At 64.3% G+C, this 21,554-nt stretch carries 21 protein-coding genes and 1 pseudogene; 11 read left to right on the top strand and 11 right to left on the bottom strand.

The annotated features are described in order from the left end of the window. Positions 1 to 53 precede the first annotated feature (53 nt). Entirely contained in the window at positions 54 to 422 is a 369-nt protein-coding gene (locus AB3L03_RS23830; RefSeq protein ID WP_085349545.1) for a hypothetical protein, read from the top strand. Here AB3L03_RS23830 and AB3L03_RS23825 read toward each other — a convergent pair. The 5 genes from AB3L03_RS23825 to AB3L03_RS23805 form a co-directional block, all read right to left on the bottom strand. Continuing rightward, on the bottom strand, positions 367 to 1,698 hold the full coding sequence (locus AB3L03_RS23825; RefSeq protein WP_085349546.1) for an integrase arm-type DNA-binding domain-containing protein: 1,332 nt from the start codon (positions 1,696 to 1,698) through the stop codon (positions 367 to 369). The two genes, AB3L03_RS23830 and AB3L03_RS23825, sit on opposite strands and share 56 nt — an antisense overlap. 601 nt (positions 1,699 to 2,299) lie before the next feature. Then, entirely contained in the window at positions 2,300 to 2,977 is a 678-nt protein-coding gene (locus AB3L03_RS23820; RefSeq protein ID WP_026232578.1) for a hypothetical protein, read from the bottom strand. A gap of 54 nt (positions 2,978 to 3,031) precedes the next feature. Continuing rightward, entirely contained in the window at positions 3,032 to 3,514 is a 483-nt protein-coding gene (gene greA, locus AB3L03_RS23815) for a transcription elongation factor GreA (RefSeq protein ID WP_204512277.1), read from the bottom strand. 91 nt (positions 3,515 to 3,605) lie between these two features. Further along, on the bottom strand, positions 3,606 to 4,121 hold the full coding sequence (locus AB3L03_RS23810; protein ID WP_368507124.1) for a hypothetical protein: 516 nt from the start codon (positions 4,119 to 4,121) through the stop codon (positions 3,606 to 3,608). A 149-nt stretch (positions 4,122 to 4,270) separates the two neighbouring features. Beyond that, positions 4,271 to 4,609: a hypothetical protein gene (locus AB3L03_RS23805; RefSeq protein ID WP_085349549.1), complete on the bottom strand. Its 339-nt coding sequence runs from the start codon at positions 4,607 to 4,609 to the stop codon at positions 4,271 to 4,273. Positions 4,610 to 4,863: 254 nt separating this feature from the next. On the opposite strand from AB3L03_RS23805, the gene AB3L03_RS23800 reads away from it, so the two are divergent. The 4 genes from AB3L03_RS23800 (at position 4,864) to AB3L03_RS23785 (ending at position 9,410) form a co-directional block, all read left to right on the top strand. Next, positions 4,864 to 5,097, top strand: a complete 234-nt coding sequence (locus tag AB3L03_RS23800; protein WP_007596464.1) for a DUF3551 domain-containing protein — start codon at positions 4,864 to 4,866, stop codon at positions 5,095 to 5,097. 324 nt (positions 5,098 to 5,421) lie between these two features. Beyond that, entirely contained in the window at positions 5,422 to 6,957 is a 1,536-nt protein-coding gene (locus AB3L03_RS23795) for a heme peroxidase family protein (protein ID WP_204512279.1), read from the top strand. Between the two features lie 262 nt (positions 6,958 to 7,219). Next, positions 7,220 to 8,821: a hypothetical protein gene (locus tag AB3L03_RS23790; RefSeq protein WP_368507123.1), complete on the top strand. Its 1,602-nt coding sequence runs from the start codon at positions 7,220 to 7,222 to the stop codon at positions 8,819 to 8,821. Between the two features lie 151 nt (positions 8,822 to 8,972). Continuing rightward, positions 8,973 to 9,410, top strand: coding sequence for a hypothetical protein (locus AB3L03_RS23785; protein WP_231190307.1), 438 nt, complete (start codon positions 8,973 to 8,975; stop codon positions 9,408 to 9,410). A gap of 44 nt (positions 9,411 to 9,454) precedes the next feature. On the opposite strand, the gene AB3L03_RS23780 is transcribed toward AB3L03_RS23785, so the two are convergent. Beyond that, positions 9,455 to 9,973, bottom strand: a complete 519-nt coding sequence (locus AB3L03_RS23780; RefSeq protein ID WP_085349552.1) for a hypothetical protein — start codon at positions 9,971 to 9,973, stop codon at positions 9,455 to 9,457. 36 nt (positions 9,974 to 10,009) lie between these two features. Beyond that, positions 10,010 to 11,557 (bottom strand): acetolactate synthase large subunit, encoded by a 1,548-nt coding sequence (locus tag AB3L03_RS23775; RefSeq protein WP_085349553.1) that lies wholly within the window; start codon positions 11,555 to 11,557, stop codon positions 10,010 to 10,012. A gap of 266 nt (positions 11,558 to 11,823) precedes the next feature. On the opposite strand from AB3L03_RS23775, the gene AB3L03_RS23770 reads away from it, so the two are divergent. Together AB3L03_RS23770 and AB3L03_RS23765 are read left to right on the top strand one after the other, a co-directional pair. After that, the gene (locus AB3L03_RS23770; RefSeq protein ID WP_007596474.1) at positions 11,824 to 12,402 is read left to right on the top strand and encodes a L,D-transpeptidase; all 579 of its coding nucleotides are present in this window, start codon (positions 11,824 to 11,826) and stop codon (positions 12,400 to 12,402) included. A 68-nt stretch (positions 12,403 to 12,470) separates the two neighbouring features. Next, complete coding sequence (locus tag AB3L03_RS23765) at positions 12,471 to 13,286, top strand: DUF2927 domain-containing protein (RefSeq protein ID WP_368507122.1); 816 nt, start codon at positions 12,471 to 12,473, stop codon at positions 13,284 to 13,286. Positions 13,287 to 13,323: 37 nt separating this feature from the next. On the opposite strand, the pseudogene AB3L03_RS23760 reads toward AB3L03_RS23765, so the two are convergent. Together AB3L03_RS23760 and AB3L03_RS23755 are read right to left on the bottom strand one after the other, a co-directional pair. After that, positions 13,324 to 13,994, bottom strand: a pseudogene (locus AB3L03_RS23760) (class I SAM-dependent methyltransferase). Positions 13,995 to 14,230: 236 nt separating this feature from the next. Further along, positions 14,231 to 15,358: a pyridoxal-phosphate dependent enzyme gene (locus tag AB3L03_RS23755; RefSeq protein ID WP_368507121.1), complete on the bottom strand. Its 1,128-nt coding sequence runs from the start codon at positions 15,356 to 15,358 to the stop codon at positions 14,231 to 14,233. Positions 15,359 to 15,744: 386 nt separating this feature from the next. On the opposite strand from AB3L03_RS23755, the gene AB3L03_RS23750 reads away from it, so the two are divergent. From AB3L03_RS23750 to AB3L03_RS23735, 4 genes are all read left to right on the top strand, one after another. Beyond that, positions 15,745 to 17,001: a GTP cyclohydrolase II gene (locus tag AB3L03_RS23750; protein ID WP_368507120.1), complete on the top strand. Its 1,257-nt coding sequence runs from the start codon at positions 15,745 to 15,747 to the stop codon at positions 16,999 to 17,001. 7 nt (positions 17,002 to 17,008) lie between these two features. Beyond that, complete coding sequence (locus AB3L03_RS23745) at positions 17,009 to 18,247, top strand: URC4/urg3 family protein (RefSeq protein WP_368507119.1); 1,239 nt, start codon at positions 17,009 to 17,011, stop codon at positions 18,245 to 18,247. Positions 18,248 to 18,338: 91 nt separating this feature from the next. Further along, positions 18,339 to 18,968 carry a uracil phosphoribosyltransferase gene (upp, locus tag AB3L03_RS23740; protein ID WP_007614501.1) on the top strand — a complete coding sequence of 210 codons (630 nt, stop codon included), beginning with the start codon at positions 18,339 to 18,341 and terminating at the stop codon, positions 18,966 to 18,968. A gap of 78 nt (positions 18,969 to 19,046) precedes the next feature. Next, positions 19,047 to 19,256 (top strand): hypothetical protein, encoded by a 210-nt coding sequence (locus AB3L03_RS23735; protein ID WP_026232575.1) that lies wholly within the window; start codon positions 19,047 to 19,049, stop codon positions 19,254 to 19,256. Between the two features lie 18 nt (positions 19,257 to 19,274). Here the strand turns inward: AB3L03_RS23735 and AB3L03_RS23730 are convergent, their stop codons facing one another. Together AB3L03_RS23730 and AB3L03_RS23725 are read right to left on the bottom strand one after the other, a co-directional pair. Continuing rightward, positions 19,275 to 20,384, bottom strand: coding sequence for a M48 family metallopeptidase (locus AB3L03_RS23730; protein ID WP_368507118.1), 1,110 nt, complete (start codon positions 20,382 to 20,384; stop codon positions 19,275 to 19,277). A gap of 3 nt (positions 20,385 to 20,387) precedes the next feature. Further along, a complete protein-coding gene (locus AB3L03_RS23725; RefSeq protein ID WP_231190287.1) occupies positions 20,388 to 21,542 on the bottom strand; it encodes a YjgN family protein in 1,155 nt (384 codons plus the stop codon). Positions 21,543 to 21,554 lie beyond the last annotated feature (12 nt).

The following is a 21,554-nucleotide window of genomic DNA, read 5'->3' as shown; positions in this document are numbered from 1 at the left end:
CTGACGTCTGCGATCTTATTGCGTCAAACCGGATCAGGGTTTGGGGCGGAGGCATGAACGGTGAAAACGAAAAGCCTCCGACCGAGGCGATAGGGCCGCCAAGTAGTGGTGAGATGCCGCCTTCCACAAAGCGGCGTCGCAAGAATCGCGGCGTGCCGCCGCCCGCGACGTTCGATATCGATGCGCTGCCGGCCAGCTCCAATTTAACGGCATTAGAGGCGGCCGCGGTTATCCGGCGCACGCCTGGCGCACTGGAGCAGTGGCGGCGTGATCCGAACCACCCGCTGAAATGGCGCTACGTCGATGGCCGCCCGCTCTATCGTGTCGATGCGGTGCGCGACTATCTGGCCAAGTGCGATAAGACCACTAAGACGCCTCAGCCGCAAAATGCTCACGGAGACGGCCGAGGAGCTCGGCCTTGATCGGGTCAAGCGGATTCGTCCGCTGCAGACGCACGATTTTGCCGACCCGTTTCGCGCCGACCAACTCCGCAATGTAGTCGTGAGCCGCTTCGAACGCCATCTTGCGGATGATCCACTGTTCGTCGTGATTGTAGACCTGATCGATTCCGCTTGGCTTCTGTCCAACACACAGCCGCTGGATTTCGTTGTCGTAGCCACAGCGTGACATGATGGTGCGTAAGCTGCGCCTTAAGTCATGCATGGTGAACCTGGCGACGCTCGCTTCCTTGACCAAGCGGTTGACCATCTTGGTGAAGCCGGACATCTGGCCGCCGGTCTTTGGTGATGGGAAGACATAGTCGGAGGTTGCCCGCTGGAAATGTTTCGCGGCCGCGAGCACCTCGTCAACGAGATGGGTGCGCGGCAGGTCGTGGTGCAGGCCCATCTTGGTCCACGTGGCATCGAAGGTGATGCGGTCGTCCATGACATGCTTCGACCACTCGATCATGGTTGGCTCGCTGCGGCGCGGGCCGCCCAGTAGGCACATCCGTACCAGAAGCCCGAAAGTCCCGAGCTTGCCGGATGCCTGCCAGACCTTGATGATCTCGTCATCGCTCAGCGCGCGTCCCTTGGTGCGGCGCAAGCTCCGCTGCGCCCGGGTTTCCTTCGGCTCGCGATAACCAGCGAGCACATTGTGGTCGACATAACCTTCGCCGACGCACCATTCGAGGAAGGTGTGGGTGTGCTTGCGCAGGTCCTTGGCCGCCCCACGCTTGCCGGTCTTGGCAATCTTGTCGACGGCCGCCATGATCTGCCGCCGCGTCAGGTCTCCGACGGCGCTCTCGGCGTGTTCCTTGAGCCCGCGCCGCAGCGCCGACATTGCTGGCTTCCAGTTGACGACTTGGCGTCCGGTCAAGGACGCCTGGTAGGGACCATCTTCAACAATGAGGGTGGTTAGCGTGGTGCGCTGCTTCTCGGCTGCCTGTTGCCGCCTCGCCTCGCGCTTGGCGTCGTTCGGATCCACGCCCTTGAAGACCTCGCCCGCGGCGATGGTGGCGGCCTTGCGCGCTGCCTTCTCATTATATTTGGGCCAGGCGCCGAGGGTCTTGCGCTGGGTCCCCCTCACCCCCGGCTTGGTGAAAAGGTAGACCCAGGTCCGGCCACCGGTCGCGCGCATGCGCAGCGCGAGGCCGGGCAACTTGTCGTCGTGGAGATAATGCTGCGCCTTACCCGGCGGCAACGTCGCGTTGCGGATTACGGCATCGGTGAGTGTCAGCTGGTTGGTCGGCTCCGGCATGGTCCCTGTGCTCCCTGTCGCCGTGTGCCCCGCAGCCGCCGGGACCATCGAAGCGAGGGAAAGTGATCATTGACTTTCCTTCGCTTTTTCCGCCTCGGGGCACACCAGCGTGGAAGGACGGCCCTTGAAGAACAGAGGGGGCACAGACCCTCCCCGATTTGTGTGCCCCAAGGGAAGATGGCACGGGGGCACAGCGGGGGCATACAAAATGTAGTTTGGTCAGTTGTGGCCTATTATGGTCGCATATGGCGAAATACCATACGATGCATAGGCTTATCTACTTTTTACTATGGCTGGCTCGGGTTGGCTAGGGACTACCGATTGTGGTTCACACGGGAGAGGTCCAAGGTTCGATCCCTTGTGCGCCCACCATTCACCTTCCTGAACCATAATTTGTTGCGGACGATAACCGACGCTCGGCGGCTGTCTTCACCCGTCCAAATCAAAAACAGCGAAAACAACCCCATGCACAGTAGCCGACCTCAGTCGGATCAATGAGTTACAGGATTGCGACTTTTCCGAAATATAATTTGACTCGTCGGGCAAAACACCGGCATGATGGCATCATCGCGGGGGACCTGAAGCGCGATCGCATCAAGCTTCACGCAACCCGCGCCGGTCGCCAGGCTGCGTACAAACCGACCAGGGTGCCGATAGTAACCAGCGCTGCGGCCAGCAGCAGCTGCAATTCTCCATCGTCCGTGGTGCCTACGGACGACACAAGTCTGGTCACCACGACGAACAGAATGCCCACAGAGGCTGCTGCGCCCACGCCGAGATAGGCGAGCTCGCGCGTCAGGTTGCGGCCGAGGAGTCCGAGTGCCGTGAAATACATCGCGCAGGCGTTGGGATGAACGAACAGCGCAATTCGCGCGTAAGGACCGTAGGCGTCGAGGAGGGACTCACACCGGTTCAGTGCCGCCTTTGAGGCAATCCGCTGCAACAGCGGTCTGAAAAAACGAGCCTGTCCGTAGCTCAGAACGGCGCCCAGGATGATGGCCAACCACGCCACGATGAAAACGGAGACGTCCGCGGGCTTTGGATTGAGCGCCACGGACATCAGGATGAGAGCGGTTCCGGGGAAATAGCCAAAATACGGGAAGACCGCCTCCAGCAGCACGCAGACGAATATGAAGGCCGGAAACCACGCCGAGCCGGTCGCATCCTGGACGATGGCGTTCAGGTCGAAGAGATTTGTCCTGTACAGGACGAGGTACATGCACATGGCCAACCCAGCCAGCGCGTAAAACGGCAATGCTCCCGACAGAAACCGCCTCATCCAGCTATCGCGCCTTGTTGCGCGGACACAGCGGAAACCATCGATAAACGCCCCCTACTCAATCGACAAAATCTCGATCTCCTGCGCACCCGATCCCACGACATCCCCGACCGCCTTCCCCATCAACGACTTCGCCACCGGTGCCACAAATGAGATCGTGCCGGCCTTGGGATCGGCTTCGTCCTCGCCGACGATGCGATAGGTTTGCACGCGGCCATCGGCGCGGCTGAACGTCACCGTGCTGCCGAAGGCGACGACATCGGTCGAGGCCGGGGCGGGAATGACCTGCGCCGTGCGCAGCCGTTCGGTGAGATAGCGGGCGTCACGCAAGGGCACCGCCGACTGCCGGCGCTTTTCGTTGACGTCCTCGATGGCTTGCGCGGCTTCATAGGCCTCGCGCGCGTCCTGAAGCTGCTTTTGCAACGCCTGCAAGCCTGCTTCCGTCACGAGATTTGGATGCGGCGAGATCGGCCGATCCGGCAACAGCGTCTCGGCGGCGGTTTCCGCGCTCTCTTCCTTGGTAAAGGCAACGCTCAAGTCGAAAATCCTGTCGAACTGTTCGGGCTCACGGCCCGCGCCTTCGCGCCGCAAGCAATCGCGGCGGGCAGAAGCTGGCGATCATCCCGGATCATATCTCAAGTACGACGAAACGGCGCAGCTTGAAAACGATGTCCGGCATGGCCTGCCGGAACCGCGTGGCATCCCGGAACGTGGTCGAGAACGGCGCGAAGGTGATCATCGCGTTCCAGTGCCTGTAGCCGTAGACCGTGACGGAGGCGCCGGTCGCCGGAAAATTCTCGAGCTTGCGCAGCTCACCCAGGACGAGATCGGCGATCGCTTCAGCAGGCAGCAACTGCTTGCCATCAGGTGTCGTGGCGATCTTCGCTGGCGGCTCGACTGACTTCGCGGGGGCCAGCGCCGCATCGAGCGCGTTCTCGGAATTTGTTTCGGGCTTGTCCTCGAGGTTGGCCGCCGGCGTATCGGCGGCGGGCAGCTCGACCAGCTCAAATCCGTTCGTCGGCGCGGTCGGCGGCGGAACCTCGATGACCGGCGGCGGCGCAACACTGTCTGCGGCGCGCCTGTTGCCTCCCAGGATGCTGCTGATCATCGCCACGAGGCCAGCATCCTTCACGTCGTCACTCATTACTCCCCCCAGGCTTCGACCTACTCTAGCACCGCTCGCGCGGACCGCCACTGGGGATGTATGGCCGGATTCCGTCCGGCCAAGGTCCTATTTCACGCGATGGCATTGGCGGCGCGATGCCCGATCACGCCGCGCTGCCGTGCGATCCGTCACTGCTTATCGAACGGAATGTATTGTTGGTATTGCTTCGGCACCGAGCTGCGGTAGCGCGCGGGCACCGTGCCGCTGTCGACCGAGTGATCGATCTCCTGCTGCCGCGTCATCTTCTTCTTCGCCGGCTTCTTCGACGCACTCTTTTTGGAGTCGGTCGGCTGGCTGGAGGTGTCGCTGGTTGCGCCCGGCGCGGTCGTCGTCGTTGCCGGCGCGGCGGTTGTCGTCGCAGACGCCGCGGTTCCGGCGGCGGCTGGTGCGCCCTGCGCCAACGCGAGCGGTGCCTGCATGAGAAGCGCCAGCGCTGCTGTCGCAGCCAGCAAGTATGATTTCTGCATTAGAACCTCCAAAATACCTGATCCGAATAAGGCAAGCGTATTTCTGCGGGATCGACGCGTGCAAGTCCGTTCACGATAGGCTCGAACCCCATGGTGAACTGTGGCCGAGATCACATTGCCGGCAGCAGGCTGCGTCATGATGTGCCTTGTCGCGAACGCAAAGCATTCTGGCGACACCAATACAGGCATGACTGCGCAACAGACGAGCCAGGCTCGCTGGCATTCCCACCCACTCGCTCTCGAAGGAGACTGACATGCGTCGCACCATCCTCACTCTCGCATCGCTCGCGGCCCTGCTCGCCGTAGCATCCCCGGCAGCCCAGGCACATCCTGCGAACGATCGATATTGCATCCAGGGCCGCTCGTGGGGTTACCCCGGCAATTGCCAGTTCGCCAGCTATCAGCAGTGCCTCGCTACCGCCTCCGGCACGTCGTCCTATTGCGGCATCAACCCGCGCTACGCGTTCTCGCAGCAGCGCGACTACTGACGAATTGGCGGCGTGCGCGTATGACGCGCGCGCCGCCACAATTTTTGCGTGAAGACGACCCGCTCCGCCGACGTGCCGGCGAATTGAAACTGTGCGAAGCCGCTTGCGTCCGTCGATGACGAGAATGTTATCCGTCATCAGCACCGAGAAATTCACGATGCGCAGCCGTGGCTTGCGGGCCAAGGCGCACCTTCCGAAAATTTCGATACCGGGCAATTGTGATCCATCTCGCTCGTGGCAGGCGTGATCGCGCCTAGGCTGCAAACTCCAGCGCGAGAAACCTTAGCCCGATCTTTCCATTCGACTTTTCAGGAAGGTGTTTCAATGAGCAGCCGCCACGCAATTGTTCCGCGCGGTCTGAACGCAACGCGTTCGCCGCTTTCGCAAGGCCGCTTCGGCCGCATGTTCCGCAAGCTCGCACCGGCCAAATTCGGCCCGAACGATTCCGACGCTGTCGCAAACCTGTCGGCGCTCGCCGACAAGATGGTCGCCGGCTTCGACGGGCCGAAGGACGGGCCGGATGCGGAAGAGAGCGGCATTCCCTCGCTCTACACTTATTTTGGCCAGTTCATCGACCACGACATCACCTTCGATCCGGTCAGCTCGCTGACCAAGCAGCAGGACCCCGACGGGCTCGTCGACTTCCGCACGCCGTCACTCGACATGGACAATGTCTACGGCCGCGGCCCGAACGACCAGCCCTACATGTATGACGACATCAAGTTCCGGCTCGGCGAGAAGGTCACCGGGGCGGGCGTGCCCGATGCAGTCGATCTGCCGCGCTTCAAGGGCCGCGCGCTGATCGGCGATCCCCGCAACGACGAGAACAGCATTGTCTCGCAGTTTCAAGCCTTGATGCTGCGCTTTCACAACCGCATGGTCGACGACAATGACAGCCTGTCGTTCGAAGAGGTGCAGCAGCGCGTTCGATTCCACTATCAGTACGTGGTGCTGAACGACTTCCTGCCGCGCATCGTCCACGCCAGCGTGCTGGACCAGCTGAAGACCGCGGGTCGCTACGACCGCGGCAAGCTCGCTTACTACCATTGGAAGACCTATCCGTTCATGCCGGTCGAGTTCTCGGTCGCGGCCTACCGGCTCGGGCACTCCATGATCCGCCCCGGCTACCGGCTGAACGACGCGGCCAACATGCTGCTGCAGATCTTTCCCGATCCCAACAATCCCGACCACAACGCACTGACCGGCTTCCGAGCGATGGGACCAGGACGCGCCATGGATTGGGGCCGCTTCATCGATCTCGACACGCGCCCCTATGGCGTCGAGGACGACGACGCCAATCCCGACAACAAGAGGCGGCTGCAGTTTGCCTATCGCATCGATGCCTCGCTTGTGGACCCGCTGCGCAAGCTGCCGCCGGAAGTCGCCTCCAATCCGGCGTCGCTAGCGCTGCGCAATCTCGAGCGCAGCTGGCGGCTTGGGCTGCCGTCCGGCCAGGCCGTCGCCAAGGCGATGAAGCTGACACCGCTGACCGACGACGAGATCATCATCGGCAAGGCGGTCGACGAGCCGGGACCGGGCGATCCGCAAGTCAAGATCGCGAGCATCGCGAACGGCGTGTTCGCCGACAACTGCCCACTGTGGGCCTACATCCTCGCCGAGGCGCGGCAAAACGCGACCGACATGCAGATCTCCGCCACCGGCGGGCCCGCCACGGTCAAGACACCGCAACTCGGACCGGTCGGCGGTCGCATCGTCGCAGAAGTCTTCCTCGGCATGATGTTCGGAGATAATTCCTCCGTGCTGTCGCTCGACCCGCAATGGACGCCGGTGACCGGCTCCAGCTTCGCGCTGAAGGACCTCGTCGCCTACGCGCTCGGCCAGGGCGATCCGCTGCATTGAGGGGATGACGGTCGATGATGCAAGGCCGCTCGTCGTGCGAGCGGCCTTGTGACCCACTCGCCTCGACGCGCGGGCGGATGGATCCTGGCAGGCGTGCTTCCCTAACGCAAATCCGTCCGCTTCCTGTTGACTCGCATCGCGAATAGAGAAATCCTTCAACAACGCAATTGCCATTGCCGATCTCAGCAGTACGAACTTCGGCGCCCTCGGTTTTATCGGCGCCATCTGACCAGATTTATTCTGAACAGAAACGGAGGGGCCGATGCGCGCGCTCGCCTTGAGAACCGTCTCTCTTCTCGCCCTCGCTACCTTAGGCTCGATTTCCGGCACGCCCGCCGCACGCGCGGAAGACGGGGCCGATGAGCAATTTGGCAAGGTGCACTTCCAGACTTCCTGCAACGAGGTGGCGCAGCGCCGCTTTGATCGCGGGATGCGTTATCAGCACTCGTTCTGGTACCGGCCCGCAAAGGAAATTTTCGAGGAGACGCTGCAGGCCGATCCGGAATGCGCGATCGCCTATTGGGGCATTGCGCTGAGCCTGCTGTACAATCCGCATTTTGCCGCGCCGAAGGAAAACCTCACCGGAGGGCTCGCCGCGCTGCAGAAGGCGAAGGCACTCGGCGCCAAGAGCGAACGCGAACGCGGCTATATCGATGCGCTGCTGGCCTTCTATTCGGGCGACGAAAAGACGACGTTTGGACAGCGTGCGCAGGCCTATCTCAGGGCAACCGAAGCCGTCGCCGCGCGCTATCCCGATGATGACGAGGCGCAGATCGCCTACGCCATTACGCTGAACGTCACGGCGTCACCAAACGACAAGTCCTATGCCAACCAGCTCAAGGGCGCCGCTATCCTGGAGCCGATCTTCAAGCGCCAGCCGCGGCATCCCGGCGTCGCACATTACCTGATCCATCTCTATGACTATCCGGCGATCGCAGAGCAAGGACTCGACGCTGCTAAGCGTTATTCCGAGATCGCGCCGGCGGCACCGCACGCCTTGCATATGCCGTCGCACATCTTCACGCGCGTCGGCTACTGGAACGAATCCATCGACGCCAATAGCCGTTCCGCGAAGGCTGCCAAGGAGGGCAAAGACCCCAGCGAGCAGCTGCATGCCGACGATTATATGGTCTACGCGCTGCTCCAGCTTGCGCAGGACAGCCGAGCCAGCGAGGTCATCGCGGACATGATTGCGACCACTGGCTATGTGCCGGCTGTCCGCGCCGGTCCCTACGCGATAGCGGCCAGCCAAGCGCGCTATATGGTCGAGCGCGGTGATTGGCAGGGCGCCGCCGCGCTGAAGGTCGAGCCGAGCCGGTTTGCCTATGTCGATGCGATCACCTATTTCGCCCGCGCCCTTGGCGCCGCGCGCTCCGGCAATGCAGACGCGGCAACGGCGGACATCGCCAAGCTGGCGGAGTTGCGGGACAAGCTGCAGCAGGACAAGGACGCCTATTGGGCCGAAATCGTGGACATTCAGCGGCAGGTCGCTACAGCCTGGCAGCTCAACGCCCTGGGGAAGCAGGCGGATGCGTTGGAAGCGATGCGCCTTGCCGCCGATGCCGAAGACAAGACCGAAAAATCCATCGTGACGCCGGGTCCACTTGCCCCCGCACGCGAGCTTTACGGGACCATGCTGCTCGAACGCGGCATGGCGACGGAGGCATTGGTCGCGTTCGAAAGCACGATGCGCAAGGAGCCGAACCGATTTGGCGCGACGATCGGCGCCGCTCACGCGGCCGAGAAAGCGGGGGATCCTGTGAAGGCCCGCCAGTACTACGCGAAAGTCGTCGAAACCGCGAGAAATGGCGACTCGTCGCGAGAGGACCTCGCGGCCGCACGAAAGTTGATGGCTCAGAATTAGCAAAGATGTCGCGGCAACTTCCATGCGCCTGACAAGCAAGCTCGTTGCAACCAGCGCAGCCATCGCACTGTTCTGCTCAGCCACAGCGCTCTGGATATTGCGATCCGGTGAACCGGCACGCGCAACAGCGACCTCCGGCGAGGTTCGCCCAGTGTGGACGGAAATCGACTGGCCTTTCGGTGCGGATCCCTGGGGGAAAGGAAAAGCGTTCCGCTGCAAGGCCGCGGATTGCGGCGGCGAAGTCCAGCTCTACGTTCGCGCCAAGCTCGGCTTTTGCAATTGCGCCACCGGCATTGCCGATGACGGCGACCTCGAGCAGATGGGCGACCTGGCGCTGATTGGGAAGGCAACGCCGACGGCCGCCGGCCGAGAGATCCTTGTCGGTCCAATGCGCGGCCGCAGCCGGGCATATCGCGTCGAGGGGAACGCCAAGGCCGCGCTCTCACTCGCCTTCAATCAACGCTGCGACATGGTGGCCGCGACGGCTTTGCTCGCACCGGGCGGCACAGCGTCGCTCGAGCCGGCGGTGCTGGCGTTCCTCAATAGCGACCGCATGCTGAAATGGGCCGAGATCGCGCTTGGGCTATGACTCAAGGGAATAGCTGAATTAAAGGCGACAATTCGGCACACGCCTTAACGCGCCATCCCGAGGCCGACCTCCTCCAGCCGCGTGGCGAACCAGCGCGACAGCGGCTGATCGAGGACGCCGCTGACATAGACTTCCGAGATCGTCACGTTGTCCTTGTCCAGCACCAGCAGCACGCCGATCCAAAAGGCGAACCAGACATGCGCATCGGTCAACGCCATCAGCTTGTGCTGGTCGTGGTCGAGCGCGGTGTGATTGCTGGCCTTGCGGATCTCCACGGTGAGCAAATTGTTCGGGATCTCGCGCTGATGCACCACGACGTCAGGGTAGATCGACTTGCCCAGATGATCGTCGGTCGAGATGATGGTGCCGTGCGGCAGATGCAGCGTACGCTCGCCTAGCCGGTCGTAGTTGCAATCGACCGACCAGCCGGAGAACTGCTTCTCCAGATGCACAGCGAAGCGGTGCGTGATGGCACGCTCGCCGATGTCCTTCTCGAACAGGAATGTTTCGTGTGCGTAGAAGTCCCGGAGTGCCGCGATCACCTTGTTCAGCTCGGTCTGCATCTTGCCCCCGGCCCTCGGCGCTCCTGATGCGGTGCCCTACATCTGGACTTCGATCAGCCGCGGTCCGGGCTCGGCGACGGCCTCGGCCAGCGCCTTGTTGAACTCGTCCGCGTTGGTGACGGCGCGGCCGGGCACGCCCATGCCCTTGGCCAGCGCCACGAAATCCAGCGTCGGCCGGTCGAGCCGCAGCATGTCGTTGGCGCGCTGGCCGGGCTCGCCGGCGCCGACATTGTCGAACTCGCCGCGCAGGATCTGGTAGATGCGATTGGCGAACACGATGGTGACGATATTGAGATTTTCTCTCGCCTGCGTCCACAGCGACTGGATCGTGTACATCGCGCTGCCGTCGCCGACCATGCAGATCACCTTGCGGTCCGGGCAGGCGATCGCGGCACCGATCGAGAGCGGCGTCGAGAAGCCGATCGAGCCGCCCATGTTCTGGAGCCAGTCGTGCGGAGCAGCCGCCGCTGTCGGCGGGAAGAAGGCGCGGCCGGTGGTGAGGGATTCGTCGACCAGGATCGCATTCTCCGGAATCGCATAGGCGATCGACTGGGCGATCGAGGCGTGGGTCAGTGCGCCGGTCGGCTTGAGCAGCTCAGCCGCGGCCTGCGGCTTGACGTCCTTCGCGCTGGCCTTCACCGCGCCGGCAAGGGCTTCGAGTGCAGCGACCGAATTCTCACCCCAGGAGGTCATGCGATGCACCTCGCAGCCCTCTGGCTTGAGGATGCTCGGCTTGTTCGGATAGGCAAAGAACGCCACGGGATCGTCGGACTCGACCAGCACGATATGGCGGAACCTGGCCAGCATCTGCAGCGCGTTGTCGATCACGTAATGGATGCGGTCGATCGAGAAGCGGCCGCGGCCGCGCGCCATCCTGGGACGGAAGGTCGGGCCCATCACGGTGCAACCGGTCTTGGCGGCGATGCGCTCGGCCAGCGCCAGGCCCTGCTCGCTCAGCGCACTGCCGGTCATCAGCAGCAGCGTGCCCTCGCCGTCGCCGTGCAGGATCTTTGCGGCCTGCTCGACCGCCTGCGGCGAATAGCTTGCGCGCTGCTGCTCGGCCGGAACCTCGGCGATGCCGTCCGCTTCGTTCCAGGCGGTGTCGGCGGGCAGGATCAGGGTCGCGATCTGCGGCGGCGCGCTCTTGGCGGCGGCGATCGCCGCGGCACCGTCGGCAGCGACCGATTTGGAGTCCGGCGAAGTGCGGACCCAGGACGACATCGGCCGGGCCAGGCCCTCGATGTCGGAGGTCAGCGGCGCGTTGTAGTCGATGTGGTAGACGGCGTGCTGGCCGACGATGTTGACGATGCCGGAATTCGCCTTCTTGGCGTTGTGCAGATTGGCAAGGCCGTTGGCAAGACCGGGGCCGAGATGCAGCAGCGTCGAGGCCGGCGTGCCCTTCATGCGGAAATAGCCGTCGGCGGCGCCGGTCACCACGCCTTCGAACAGGCCGAGCACGCAACGCATGCCGGGCACGCGGTCGAGCGCTGCGACAAAATGCATCTCGGAGGTGCCGGGGTTGGAGAAGCAGACGTCGACCCCGCCCTTGACCATCGTCCGCACCAGACTTTCCGCACCGTTCATCCGTCAGCTCCCGCAACCGGCAATGTTCCAACAATCCATCCGATCAATCATTGTTCGCTCGTCTCGTCAAAGCAATAGCCGGCGTCGCCGCCCTGCCCCGCGCGGCGATGCGCTGGTTTGGCTAATACTTTCCGGCAAATTGGCGCGGTTGCCGGTTTGGTAACTCCAACCGTTAAGGATGCCCCGTCTCACGAGGCCGTGGCTTGCGGAAAGCCCGCAAATATGGCCTGTAACTTCAGTTGAATCGATTTTTTGCTGGGGGAACAATGATCCGGTATTTTGCCGCGCCGATTGCCGCCATCGCACTTCTGTCGGCGACCGCCGGCGGCGCCTTCGCCGAGGAGTTCGACTCGCGCGACATCATGGGCGGCGGCCCGAATTTCTTCCGCGGCGGCTCGAGCCCAGTTCCCCGCACCACCGTCATGTATAACGGCAACTACGCCCCGGGCACGATCGTGGTGAACACCTCGGAGCGCCGGCTCTATCTGGTGCTCCAGAACGGCCAGGCCCTGCGCTACGGCATCGGTGTCGGCCGCGACGGCTTCCGCTGGGGCGGCGTGCACCGGATCACCGCCAAGAAGGAATGGCCGGACTGGACGCCGCCGTCACAGATGCTGGCGCGCCGGCCGGACCTGCCGCGTCACATGAAGGGCGGCGTCGAAAATCCGCTCGGTGCGCGCGCGATGTATCTGGGCTCGACACTCTATCGCATCCACGGCTCCAACGAGCCGGAGACGATCGGCCAGGCGGTGTCCTCGGGCTGCTTCCGCATGACCAATGACGACGTCACCGACCTCTACGGCCGCGTCGGGGTCGGCACCACGGTGGTCGTGCTGAACAACTAGCAAGAATCGGCGGCGCGTGGATATGCGGCCTTGTGCGTCGGTTCCGAATACGGCAGCGTCGCCTGGCAATGACCGCATTGGCCCCGTCTCCGTCCGGCTTTCGCATCGTGCTGCTGGCGCTCGCCACCGTCGCGTTCGCGCCTGACACCGCTACCATCGCCGTCGCGGGCGAATTGCCCGCGATCGCTTCGCGCCAGCGCGCCGAGAAGAAGAGCTTTACCGACGGCGAGATCGTCGACGGCTTTCTGAAGACGGCGTTCGGCGCCGAATACCACCTTGCCGGCCGTGTCGATCGCATCCGCAAGTTCGACGGACCGGTGCGCGTGTTCGCCGAGAGCGATCGCGCCGACCGCAAGGCGCAGCTCGCGAAAGTCGTAGCCGACATCGGCAAGCGCGTGCAGCATCTCGACATCGCCATGATCGACTCCAGCGAAGCGGCGAATGTGCGCGTGAAGCTCGTGCGCGACCGCGATCTGTTCCGCACCATCTCGAGCTTCTACGGTGCGGAGAAGGCCCGCGAGATCCGCACCTCGCTCGATCCGCAATGCCTGTCCGGCTTCCGCAAGAACGACAATTTCGAGATCGAGCATTCCGACGTCATCCTCACCGTCGACAACGGCGATTTCACCTTCCTCGACTGCGCCTATGAGGAGCTGCTGCAATCGCTCGGCCCGATCAACGACACCGCCAGCGTGCCCTGGACCATGTTCAACGACAACGTCTCGATGGGCTATTTCGACGTCTATGACCAGTACATCCTCAACCTGCTCTACGATCCCCGCATCAAGGCCGGCATGACCGTGGCTGAGGTCAAGGCGGCGCTGCCCGACGTGCTCACCGATGTACGCATTTGGGTGAGGCGCGTGAACGATCTGAAGGAGTGAGATCGCAAGGGGAGAAGGAAAGCACCGTGGCGCGGCTTTACGCCTTCTTCGCCTTCGACATCAAAAATTGCTGGCGCATCACGTTGTTGCTTCCGTCGTAATATTCGGAGATCAGCGCCTCGAACTCGCTGCGAAAACTCCGCAGCCTGTCCGGCTCGTCCTTGTACTGGGCGACGAGCTTGATCAAAGGCCCGATCGTCGTTTCCATGGTGCGGCGGAAATGCTGCGGGCTGAGCGCGGACGGCGTCATGATGTCCATCTCGAAGGCGATATCCTTCGCTTTCCCTGCGAGACGTTCGGCGACGATCTTGGGATCGCCCCAAGACACCGGTGAGGCCACGCCCTCGGGCGGCGGCAGATGGCGGCCGATCAGCGCGAACATCCGTCCGACATAGAGATGCGGCGGCCAGGTGGAGAAGGCGATGGTGCCGCCGGGCTTCAGCACGCGCAGCATCTCGCCGATGGCGACCTCGGGACGCGGCGCGAACATGTGGCCGAACTGGCTGAGCACCACGTCGAACTCGTTGTCGCCATAGGGCAGGCTTTCGGCGTCGCCTTCGGCGAAGTCGACATCGAGATCGCCAGTTGCGCGTGCTCGCGGGCGCGCTCGATCAGGACCGGCGACAGGTCGAGACCCCTGACCTTCGCACCGCGGCGCGCCGCCGTGATCGCAGCAACGCCGGTGCCGCATCCGACATCGAGCAGCATTTGGCCGGTCGCGACCCCGGCGAAGCTCACGAGCTTGGCGGCCGAGGGCGTGGTGAACACTTCCATCGGCGTGAACAGCGACCAGGCTTCCTTCTGGACTGCCTTGAAACCAGCAAACGGGTCTTGGTCGGCCATGGAACTCTCCCTTGTTCGATGCCAGTTTTCATGAGGCTGACGACGGATGCCAAAGGTTCAACGCAAGCCCATGACGGCGACGGCTTCGCCTCCTCGCGGTCCTATTGCACGAGATCGGCAACGATGGTCGCGGCCTTGAGGCCGGTGCCGGTGAGGACCGCGACCGTGGTCTCGGTCGCCTTGATGCTACCGGTGGCGGATAGTTTCTCCAGCGCGGCGGCAGCACTTGCGCTGGTCGGCTCGGCGAACAGGCCCTGCCACGCAAGACGCCGCAGCGCGGCGACGATCTCGTCCTCGGTCAGCGCGACAGTGCCGCCACCGCTCTCGCGCAACGCGCCGATGATCTCGCGCAGGCGCAGCGGATGCTTGATCGCGGTGCCTTCGGCGATGGTCTTGTTCACCTCGCGCGCGACAGGGGTGTCGACGCCGGCCTTGAAGCTTGCATCGATCGGCGAGCAGTTGAGCGGCTGCGCCGCGAACAGGCGCGGCAGCCTGGTGATCTGGCCGGCTTTCAACAGCTCACGGAAACCAAGGGCGCAACCCAAAAGGCTGCTGCCGGCGCCGACGGGCACGATGACGTTGTCGGGGACGCGGAAGCCGAGGTCTTCCCAGATCTCATAGGCGAGCGACTTGGTGCCTTCGAGGAAGAACGGTTGCCAATTGTGGCTGGCATAGAAGGTCTGGCTCGACTGCCGGATCGCCTCGGCCTCCGATTCCTCGCGCGGGCCCTCGACCAGCTGCACCGCCGCGCCATAGGCGCGGACCTGCGCGATCTTGGCCGGCGACGTCGACGCCGGCGCGAGAATCTTCACGCGCATGCCGCCGGCGGCGCCGAGACCCGCCATCGACGAGCCGCCATTGCCGGACGAGTCCTCCAGAATGGCGTCGACGCCGATCTGCCGCAGGAACGACAGCATCACGGCGGAGCCCCGGTCCTTGAAGCTGCCGGTCGGGTTGAACCATTCGAGCTTGAAGAACGGGCGCAGCTCGCCCCAGGCCTGCTGCACCAGCGGCGTGCAGCCTTCGCCGAGCGTGATCGGAGTCTTGATCTCGACCGGCAGCGCCGCCCGGTAGCGCCAGAGCGAACGCGTGCGCGGCTCGATCTCCTCCCGCGACATCCCTGCCCCGGGCGTCACCAGCAGCGGCGTGCGCTCGTCCGAGCACCAGCGCGGCTGGTCCAGCGGATAGAGCTTACCGTTGCGGGGGTCGATGTAGGCGGGGGCGGGCATGGCGGTCTCCAAGGAAGGCGATGCGGCAAAGGCGATCTGTACGTTTTGGTTTGATGACACGTTTTGTCCGGAAACTCGACGCCCGGCACGCCAACCGTGTGGCGCCTCTTGAAAACGTGAAAACCATAATTACTTCATCATCTTACTGCGATGGCGGAGAGCTCCGCCAGTGCGGTAGCGTGGCACGCGGGCAAGCGCTGCCGGGTCGCACGATGACGGGAATTTGGCATCGAGCCGCCCTGCCCCGCGCAGCACGATTAACTTGTCTGTCGCGACTGCCCGCTACAATATGTTGGATTGAGCTCGCGCCGCCGGTGCCGCATCGGCAGCGCGACGAGCCAAGGCCCGTCCGAGCGGCGGGCCGTTGGCTTTTTAGGAGTTTGGTCATGAGCCGCGCGAACCGTACCGACCACATCCGCCTCACCTCCCATCCGGAGCCGGGCAGGACAGCCGCCTTCCCGATCCACTGGGGCGCCGCCGACGCACGCACCCGCGGTCCGATCATCGGCACGGTGTCGCGCGCGGGAGATCGCAACGTGATCGGCAGCCATGGCGGCTCCTATGCGATGTACCGCGCGCTCGCGGTGTCCGCCGGCGCGCTCGATCCGATTCGTAGGCCCGACCTCACCAACACGTTTCCCGCGGCGACCATCGGGCCGTTCCCGCAATGGAGCGATCCCGCCAAGATCGTCGCGCTCGATCCCTGGGGGCATCTCGTCGCCGAGAATTTCGGCAAGGACATCGCCGAGGGCATCGACATCAGGCCGAGCATCGCGGTGACGCGCGCGCGGCTGGACCTGCCGGAGATCCGCGAGGCGCTCGCCGCCAAGCGCCTGCGCGCCGACGGCGACGTCGTGCACGCCAATGGCAGCGTGTCGGTGGTGAAGATCGCGATCGATCCGGTCTGGTATCTGCCGGGCCTTGCGGAGCGCTTTGCGACCAACGAGACCGAGCTGCGGCGCACGCTGTTCGAGCAGACCGCCGGTATGTTCCCCGAGCTGGTGACCCGGCCGGACATGAAGGTGTTTCTGCCGCCGATCGGCGGCACCACAGTCTACATGTTCGGCGACGTCAGCAAGCTGCCGGACCATCGCACCAAGATCACCTGCCGCGTGCATGACGAGTGCAACGGCTCCGACGTGTTCGGCTCCGACATCTGCACCTGCCGGCCCTACCTCATTCACGGCATCGAGGAATCCGCGCGCGGCGCGCAGGAGGGCGGACTCGGGCTCGTGATCTACAACCGCAAGGAAGGCCGCGCGCTCGGCGAGGTCACGAAGTTCCTGGTCTACAATGCGCGCAAGCGCCAGGAGGACGGCGACGCGGCCGCCGCCTACTTCGAGCGCACCGAATGCGTCGCCGGCGTCCAGGACGCGCGCTTCCAGCAATTGATGCCCGACACCATCCACTGGCTGGGCCTGAAGCGCATCGACCGCTTCCTGTCGATGAGCGACATGAAGCACGACGCTTTGACCTCGCAGGGCATCGACATCGTCGAGCGCGTGCCGATCCCGCCCGAGCTCATTCCCGCCGACGCCTATGTCGAGATCGCCGCGAAGAAGGCCGCCGGCTATTACTCCACCGACATCGCGCCGGAGAAGGACGTCGACGGCGTGGTCGGGCGTTCGCTGGAAAAATACTGATCGATTGATGGCAGACGCTTTGGAATTGCAGGCCCGTTCGCTGCTCAGCGCAGCAGCGGTTCGCGCGCGTGCCGGCGAGATGTTTGGGATCGGCCTGAACGGCGGGCTGACGCATTTCACCATCGATCTCGATCGCATGGATGGCGTTGCCGACGCCGTTCTCGCCGTGACGCGCGAGGCCTATCCGACGCTGGAGATTCCGTTCCATGCGCGCTGGCGGCATTTCGTGCTCGGCGGCATCGATCGCTGGGCGCGGCTTGCGGATTCGGCGTCGTGGCCCGATCGCGCGGCGCGGGCCCGCGCGGAGTTCGACCTTGCCATCGTCAGCGTGCTGCTCGATGCCGGCGCGGGGGCGGCGTGGCGATACCGGGACGCCGTGACGGGACAAAGCGTCGGCCGATCCGAGGGGCTTGCGATTGCGAGCCTCGACATGTTCGCGAGCGGTCTTTTTTCCCACGATCCCCGCGCGCCCTTCAGGACCGATGCCGACGTGCTCGCGCAACTGCCACTCGCCGCGCTCACTTCGGCCTTTCAGGTGAGCGAGGCCAATCCGCTGCTCGGGCTCGAGGGGCGGACCGATCTGCTGCGCCGCTTGGGCAAGCTGGTGGCGGAGCGGGCGGACGTGTTCGGCGCGCACGACACGCCGCGGCCGGGCGGTCTGTTCGATCACATCGCGGCGCAGGCGAAGGGCGGCGCGGTTCCCGCGCCCGCCATCCTGACCGCCGTGCTGAACCAGCTCGGACCGATCTGGCCGTCTCGGTTGGAGCTTGCCGGAATTCCGCTCGGTGATTGCTGGCACCACCCGGCGATCAAGGCGAACGACTCAACGGAAAGTCTCGTGCCCCTGCACAAGCTGTCGCAATGGCTGAGCTATTCGTTGATCGAGCCGCTGCAGCGCGCCGGCTTCGACGTCACCGACATCGACGGCCTGACCGGGCTTGCCGAATATCGCAATGGCGGGCTGTTCGTCGATCACGAGGTGCTGCGCCTGCGCGACGCCGCCGATGCCGAGCGCGCGCATGCGGTGGATTCCCTGCTCGTCGTCGAGTGGCGCGCGCTGACCGTGGCGCTGCTGGACCGGCTGGCCGAACTGGTCTGCGCAAAACTCGGCCGCACCCCTGAATCATTGCCGCTCGCCAGCATTCTGGAAGGCGGCACCTGGGCCGCGGGCCGCGCTATCGCCTTCGCGCGCCGCCCCGATGGTTCGCCGCCGCTCAAGGTGATCAGCGACGGTACGGTGTTCTAGTCTCTCGTTCGAGTTCGCGGAAACAGACCCCTCATCCGGCGCTTCGCGCCACCTTCTCCCACAAGGGGAGAAGGAAGAAAGGCATCCGATCATGCAAGGCGTCACGATCGTCGATCATCCGTTGGTGCAGCACAAGCTGACCCTGGTGCGGGACAAATCGATCTCGACCAAATCGTTTCGGGAGCTGATCAAGGAGATCGGCATGCTGCTGTGCTACGAGGTGACGCGCGACCTGCCGCTCGCCGATACCGTTATCGAAACGCCGCTGGCGACGATGCATTCGGCCAAGATCGCGGGCAAGAAGCTGGTGTTCGTGCCGATGCTGCGCGCCGGCACCACTTTCGTCGACGGCATGATGGATTTGGTGCCGACCGCGCGCGTCGCCCATATTGGCCTCTACCGCGAGCCGCACAGCTTTGCCGCGGTCGAGTACTTCTTCAAATCGCCGTCCGATCTCAGCGAGCGCCTGGCGATCGTGGTGACGCCCGTGGTTGCGACCGCCAACACGGCTGTGGCCGCAATCGACCGGCTGAAGGAGCGCGGCGCCAAGGATATTCGCCTCGCCTGCCTGATCGCCGCCCCCGAAGGGCTCGAACGGCTGCGCGGACTGCATCCTGACGTGCCGATCTGGACGGCCGCAGTCGATGAAGGTCTCGACGAGAACGGCTTTATCCTGCCGGGCCTCGGCGACGCCGGCGACCGCGCCTACGGGACGAGATAGGCGCCGGCTTGCAAACCGCGTCACGTTAGGAACAGGTTCGCTCGCGCAAGGTTTTCCTGCTCTACGATGGAGAGCACGATGACCTATCAGGATGACCGCAGGGCAGACAGAGCACGCCGCAACAGCCCGGTGGGCTGGGCGATCGGCGCGATCTTCGTGATCGCCGTGGTCGCTGCCGTCTTCTTCTACAATGGACGCGACGTCGGCCCGCAGACCACGACCTCCAATCCGAACAACGCGCCGAGCGTCACCACCGGATCGAATCCACCTGCTGCGCCCGCGAAGTGATGCGCTGAGGGCGGGCCGTCACACCTTGCCGCTGCCGCAGATCCCCTTCAGCGCCTGCCACTCCGCATCCGTGAGCAGCGGCGGGCCGCTGGCGGGGCGGTCTTCTTTCGTCATGCGCGCGAGGCGGTCCTCGGTCAGCGGATGGCTCGCCAGGATCGACGTGAGGCCGCCGCCTTCCTTGCCGGTGATGCGGAACATCAATTCGGCTGCAGGCTTAGGCGAACGGCCGAGCTTGTGCATGATCTCGATGGCAAACGTATCCGCAGCGGTCTCGGCCTCGCGCGAATAGGAAGCCTCAACCACGCTGCGCGAGGCGAAGATCACGGCGCTCGAGCCAGTGACGTCGCCGAACAACAGGCCGATCAGGAACGAGGTGCCGCCGTTGTAGATCAGGCCGCGCATGTTGTCGTAATGCTTGAGATGACCGAGCTCGTGGGCGAGGATGCCGGCGATCTCGTCGGCATTTTCGGCCTTGTCGAGCAGGCCCTTCAGCACGAACACCTTGCCGCCCGGCAGCGCGAGCGCGTTCGGCACCGGGGTCGGCAGCACGCCCGCGGTCATGGAATCGTCGTCGAGGCCGGCGGCATCGCGCAGCCGATTGACGAGCTTGACGAAGGCCGCTTTCCCCGCCCCATCCTGGCACTCGCTGCGCCCGAAGATCGTCTTCACCTGAACCTCCGCCGCATCTCCAATGCGCCGCTCGATCGGTTTCGGCACCAGCGGCGCGAGGCGGTCGGCAGCGAGCGGCACGCCGAACAGCACGACGCAGACAATGGAGACGGCGGCAGCCATCGACCAGCCGACGATTTTTGCGACCCCGCGGCGCGAGGTCTGGTGCTCGTCGAGCCGCATGCAGCGCGCGGTCACGTCTGACGCGAGCAGAGCGTCGCGGATTTCCAGCCGGGCCAGCGGCGGAGCGGAAGCGCAGGCGAGCCGCAAGATGCCGGGCGGGCTATCGGCGCGGCGGATGTCGGCATAGGCCCACCGAACGGGCGTCGCACCCTCTTCGAGGATCTCGAGCGCGTCACCGAGCGTCAGCGCCACCTGCCGCCTGCGGCTCGACAAGCCGTCGAAGAAGATCGTCGGCTTTGCGGATTGCGCCGGCACCTCTGTGGACAACTCACTCACAGCTCAGAATCCCGCGACATCGAGTCCATCGGCAAAGCCTTCGCCGAGCGCGCTGGCGAGCTCGGCGCTGCCGCGCACATCCGCCGCGGCTCCGATGTTGTGCACCTCGACAGTTTCCAGCACCTTGGCCCAGAGATCGCGCTGGAGATAGACCCGCATGACGATGTTGAGGGCGAGAGCGAGTGCGAAGTAGCCGATCACCATCATCACCAGCGTCGGGATGCTCTTGGCGGCATTGCCCGGCCCCAACGCCTGCTCGACCGAAAGACCGCTCAGCTTGACGACGAGCATGGTCGCTCCGCCGATATAGGCGGCGAAGATGGCCGAGAGCAGCATCCACCAGCCGATCACTTTCCAGTACAACGCGTAGAATGCGTTGTGCGGCAATTGCGAGGACAGGCTGACGTCGCCGATGCGGATACCGTCGAGCCACCAGCGCCACTCGCGCGCCTTGAACTCGGCATAGAAGAACGGCGCGAGCGGGAAGATCACCATCGCGATCGGGCTCAGCAGCCACAGCCACCAGCCGCGCTTGAAGAATGTCCAGCCGTCGCCTTCGAAATCGCCGCGTAAATCGCCGTAATGGGTGTGCCGCATCTTGTAGCGTTCGAGCGAGGCCTCGCGCCACGGCAATGCGAGCCCGAGCGTCAGGAACACGAGCAAGCCCCACAGCATGGCGCGGAACGAATAGGCCCAGCCCGATCCGTCCATCCAGAACCGCACGCCGCGCCAGACCGTGCGCGTCAGGCGATAGCGCCGCGCGCGAAAGATCGCAAACTGACCAAAGGCGTAGAAGCTGATGAACAGCGGCGTCGAGGCAAAGCCCTGCCAGCGTTCGAACTCGATACCGACAAGGAAGTAAGCGAGGTAGATCGGCACCAGGATCGCGAGCGCGAACAGGAAGCCGACCAGCAGCTCCTTGGCCCGCCCGGTATATTCGGCGGCGTCGCCATCAACCGCGGTGTTCGCCCACAGATGACGGCGGATGTCGGTGACGAGCCAGAACCGGTAGAAGCCGAAGGTGACGAGCTCGAGCAGGGCACCCTTGGTGACCAATTTGCGAAACTCGGTACGGATGCCGGTGAAATCGACCCGCGTGGGCGGCAGCGGCGGGGGTAAGGGTTCGGAGCCGATGGGGGCCCATTGCATGTCGTTCACGGCGGCAACCTC

Source organism: Bradyrhizobium lupini, from assembly GCF_040939785.1.
GTDB lineage: Bacteria > Pseudomonadota > Alphaproteobacteria > Rhizobiales > Xanthobacteraceae > Bradyrhizobium > Bradyrhizobium canariense_D.
The sequence above is the reverse complement of the archived record's forward strand: the minus strand, read 5'-3'. Positions and strand labels throughout refer to the sequence as shown.

Bases quoted from the DNA above. Each gene is read 5' to 3' on its own strand.
- AB3L03_RS23830 (WP_085349545.1), top strand. From the start codon at position 54: ATGAACGGTGAAAACGAAAAGCCTCCGACCGAGGCGATAGGGCCGCCA.
- AB3L03_RS23825 (WP_085349546.1), bottom strand. From the start codon at position 1,698: ATGCCGGAGCCGACCAACCAGCTGACACTCACCGATGCCGTAATCCGC.
- AB3L03_RS23820 (WP_026232578.1), bottom strand. From the start codon at position 2,977: ATGAGGCGGTTTCTGTCGGGAGCATTGCCGTTTTACGCGCTGGCTGGG.
- AB3L03_RS23810 (WP_368507124.1), bottom strand. From the start codon at position 4,121: ATGAGTGACGACGTGAAGGATGCTGGCCTCGTGGCGATGATCAGCAGC.
- AB3L03_RS23805 (WP_085349549.1), bottom strand. From the start codon at position 4,609: ATGCAGAAATCATACTTGCTGGCTGCGACAGCAGCGCTGGCGCTTCTC.
- AB3L03_RS23800 (WP_007596464.1), top strand. From the start codon at position 4,864: ATGCGTCGCACCATCCTCACTCTCGCATCGCTCGCGGCCCTGCTCGCC.
- AB3L03_RS23795 (WP_204512279.1), top strand. From the start codon at position 5,422: ATGAGCAGCCGCCACGCAATTGTTCCGCGCGGTCTGAACGCAACGCGT.
- AB3L03_RS23790 (WP_368507123.1), top strand. From the start codon at position 7,220: ATGCGCGCGCTCGCCTTGAGAACCGTCTCTCTTCTCGCCCTCGCTACC.
- AB3L03_RS23780 (WP_085349552.1), bottom strand. From the start codon at position 9,973: ATGCAGACCGAGCTGAACAAGGTGATCGCGGCACTCCGGGACTTCTAC.
- AB3L03_RS23775 (WP_085349553.1), bottom strand. From the start codon at position 11,557: ATGAACGGTGCGGAAAGTCTGGTGCGGACGATGGTCAAGGGCGGGGTC.
- AB3L03_RS23770 (WP_007596474.1), top strand. From the start codon at position 11,824: ATGATCCGGTATTTTGCCGCGCCGATTGCCGCCATCGCACTTCTGTCG.
- AB3L03_RS23765 (WP_368507122.1), top strand. From the start codon at position 12,471: ATGACCGCATTGGCCCCGTCTCCGTCCGGCTTTCGCATCGTGCTGCTG.
- AB3L03_RS23755 (WP_368507121.1), bottom strand. From the start codon at position 15,358: ATGCCCGCCCCCGCCTACATCGACCCCCGCAACGGTAAGCTCTATCCG.
- AB3L03_RS23750 (WP_368507120.1), top strand. From the start codon at position 15,745: ATGAGCCGCGCGAACCGTACCGACCACATCCGCCTCACCTCCCATCCG.
- AB3L03_RS23745 (WP_368507119.1), top strand. From the start codon at position 17,009: ATGGCAGACGCTTTGGAATTGCAGGCCCGTTCGCTGCTCAGCGCAGCA.
- upp (WP_007614501.1), top strand. From the start codon at position 18,339: ATGCAAGGCGTCACGATCGTCGATCATCCGTTGGTGCAGCACAAGCTG.
- AB3L03_RS23735 (WP_026232575.1), top strand. From the start codon at position 19,047: ATGACCTATCAGGATGACCGCAGGGCAGACAGAGCACGCCGCAACAGC.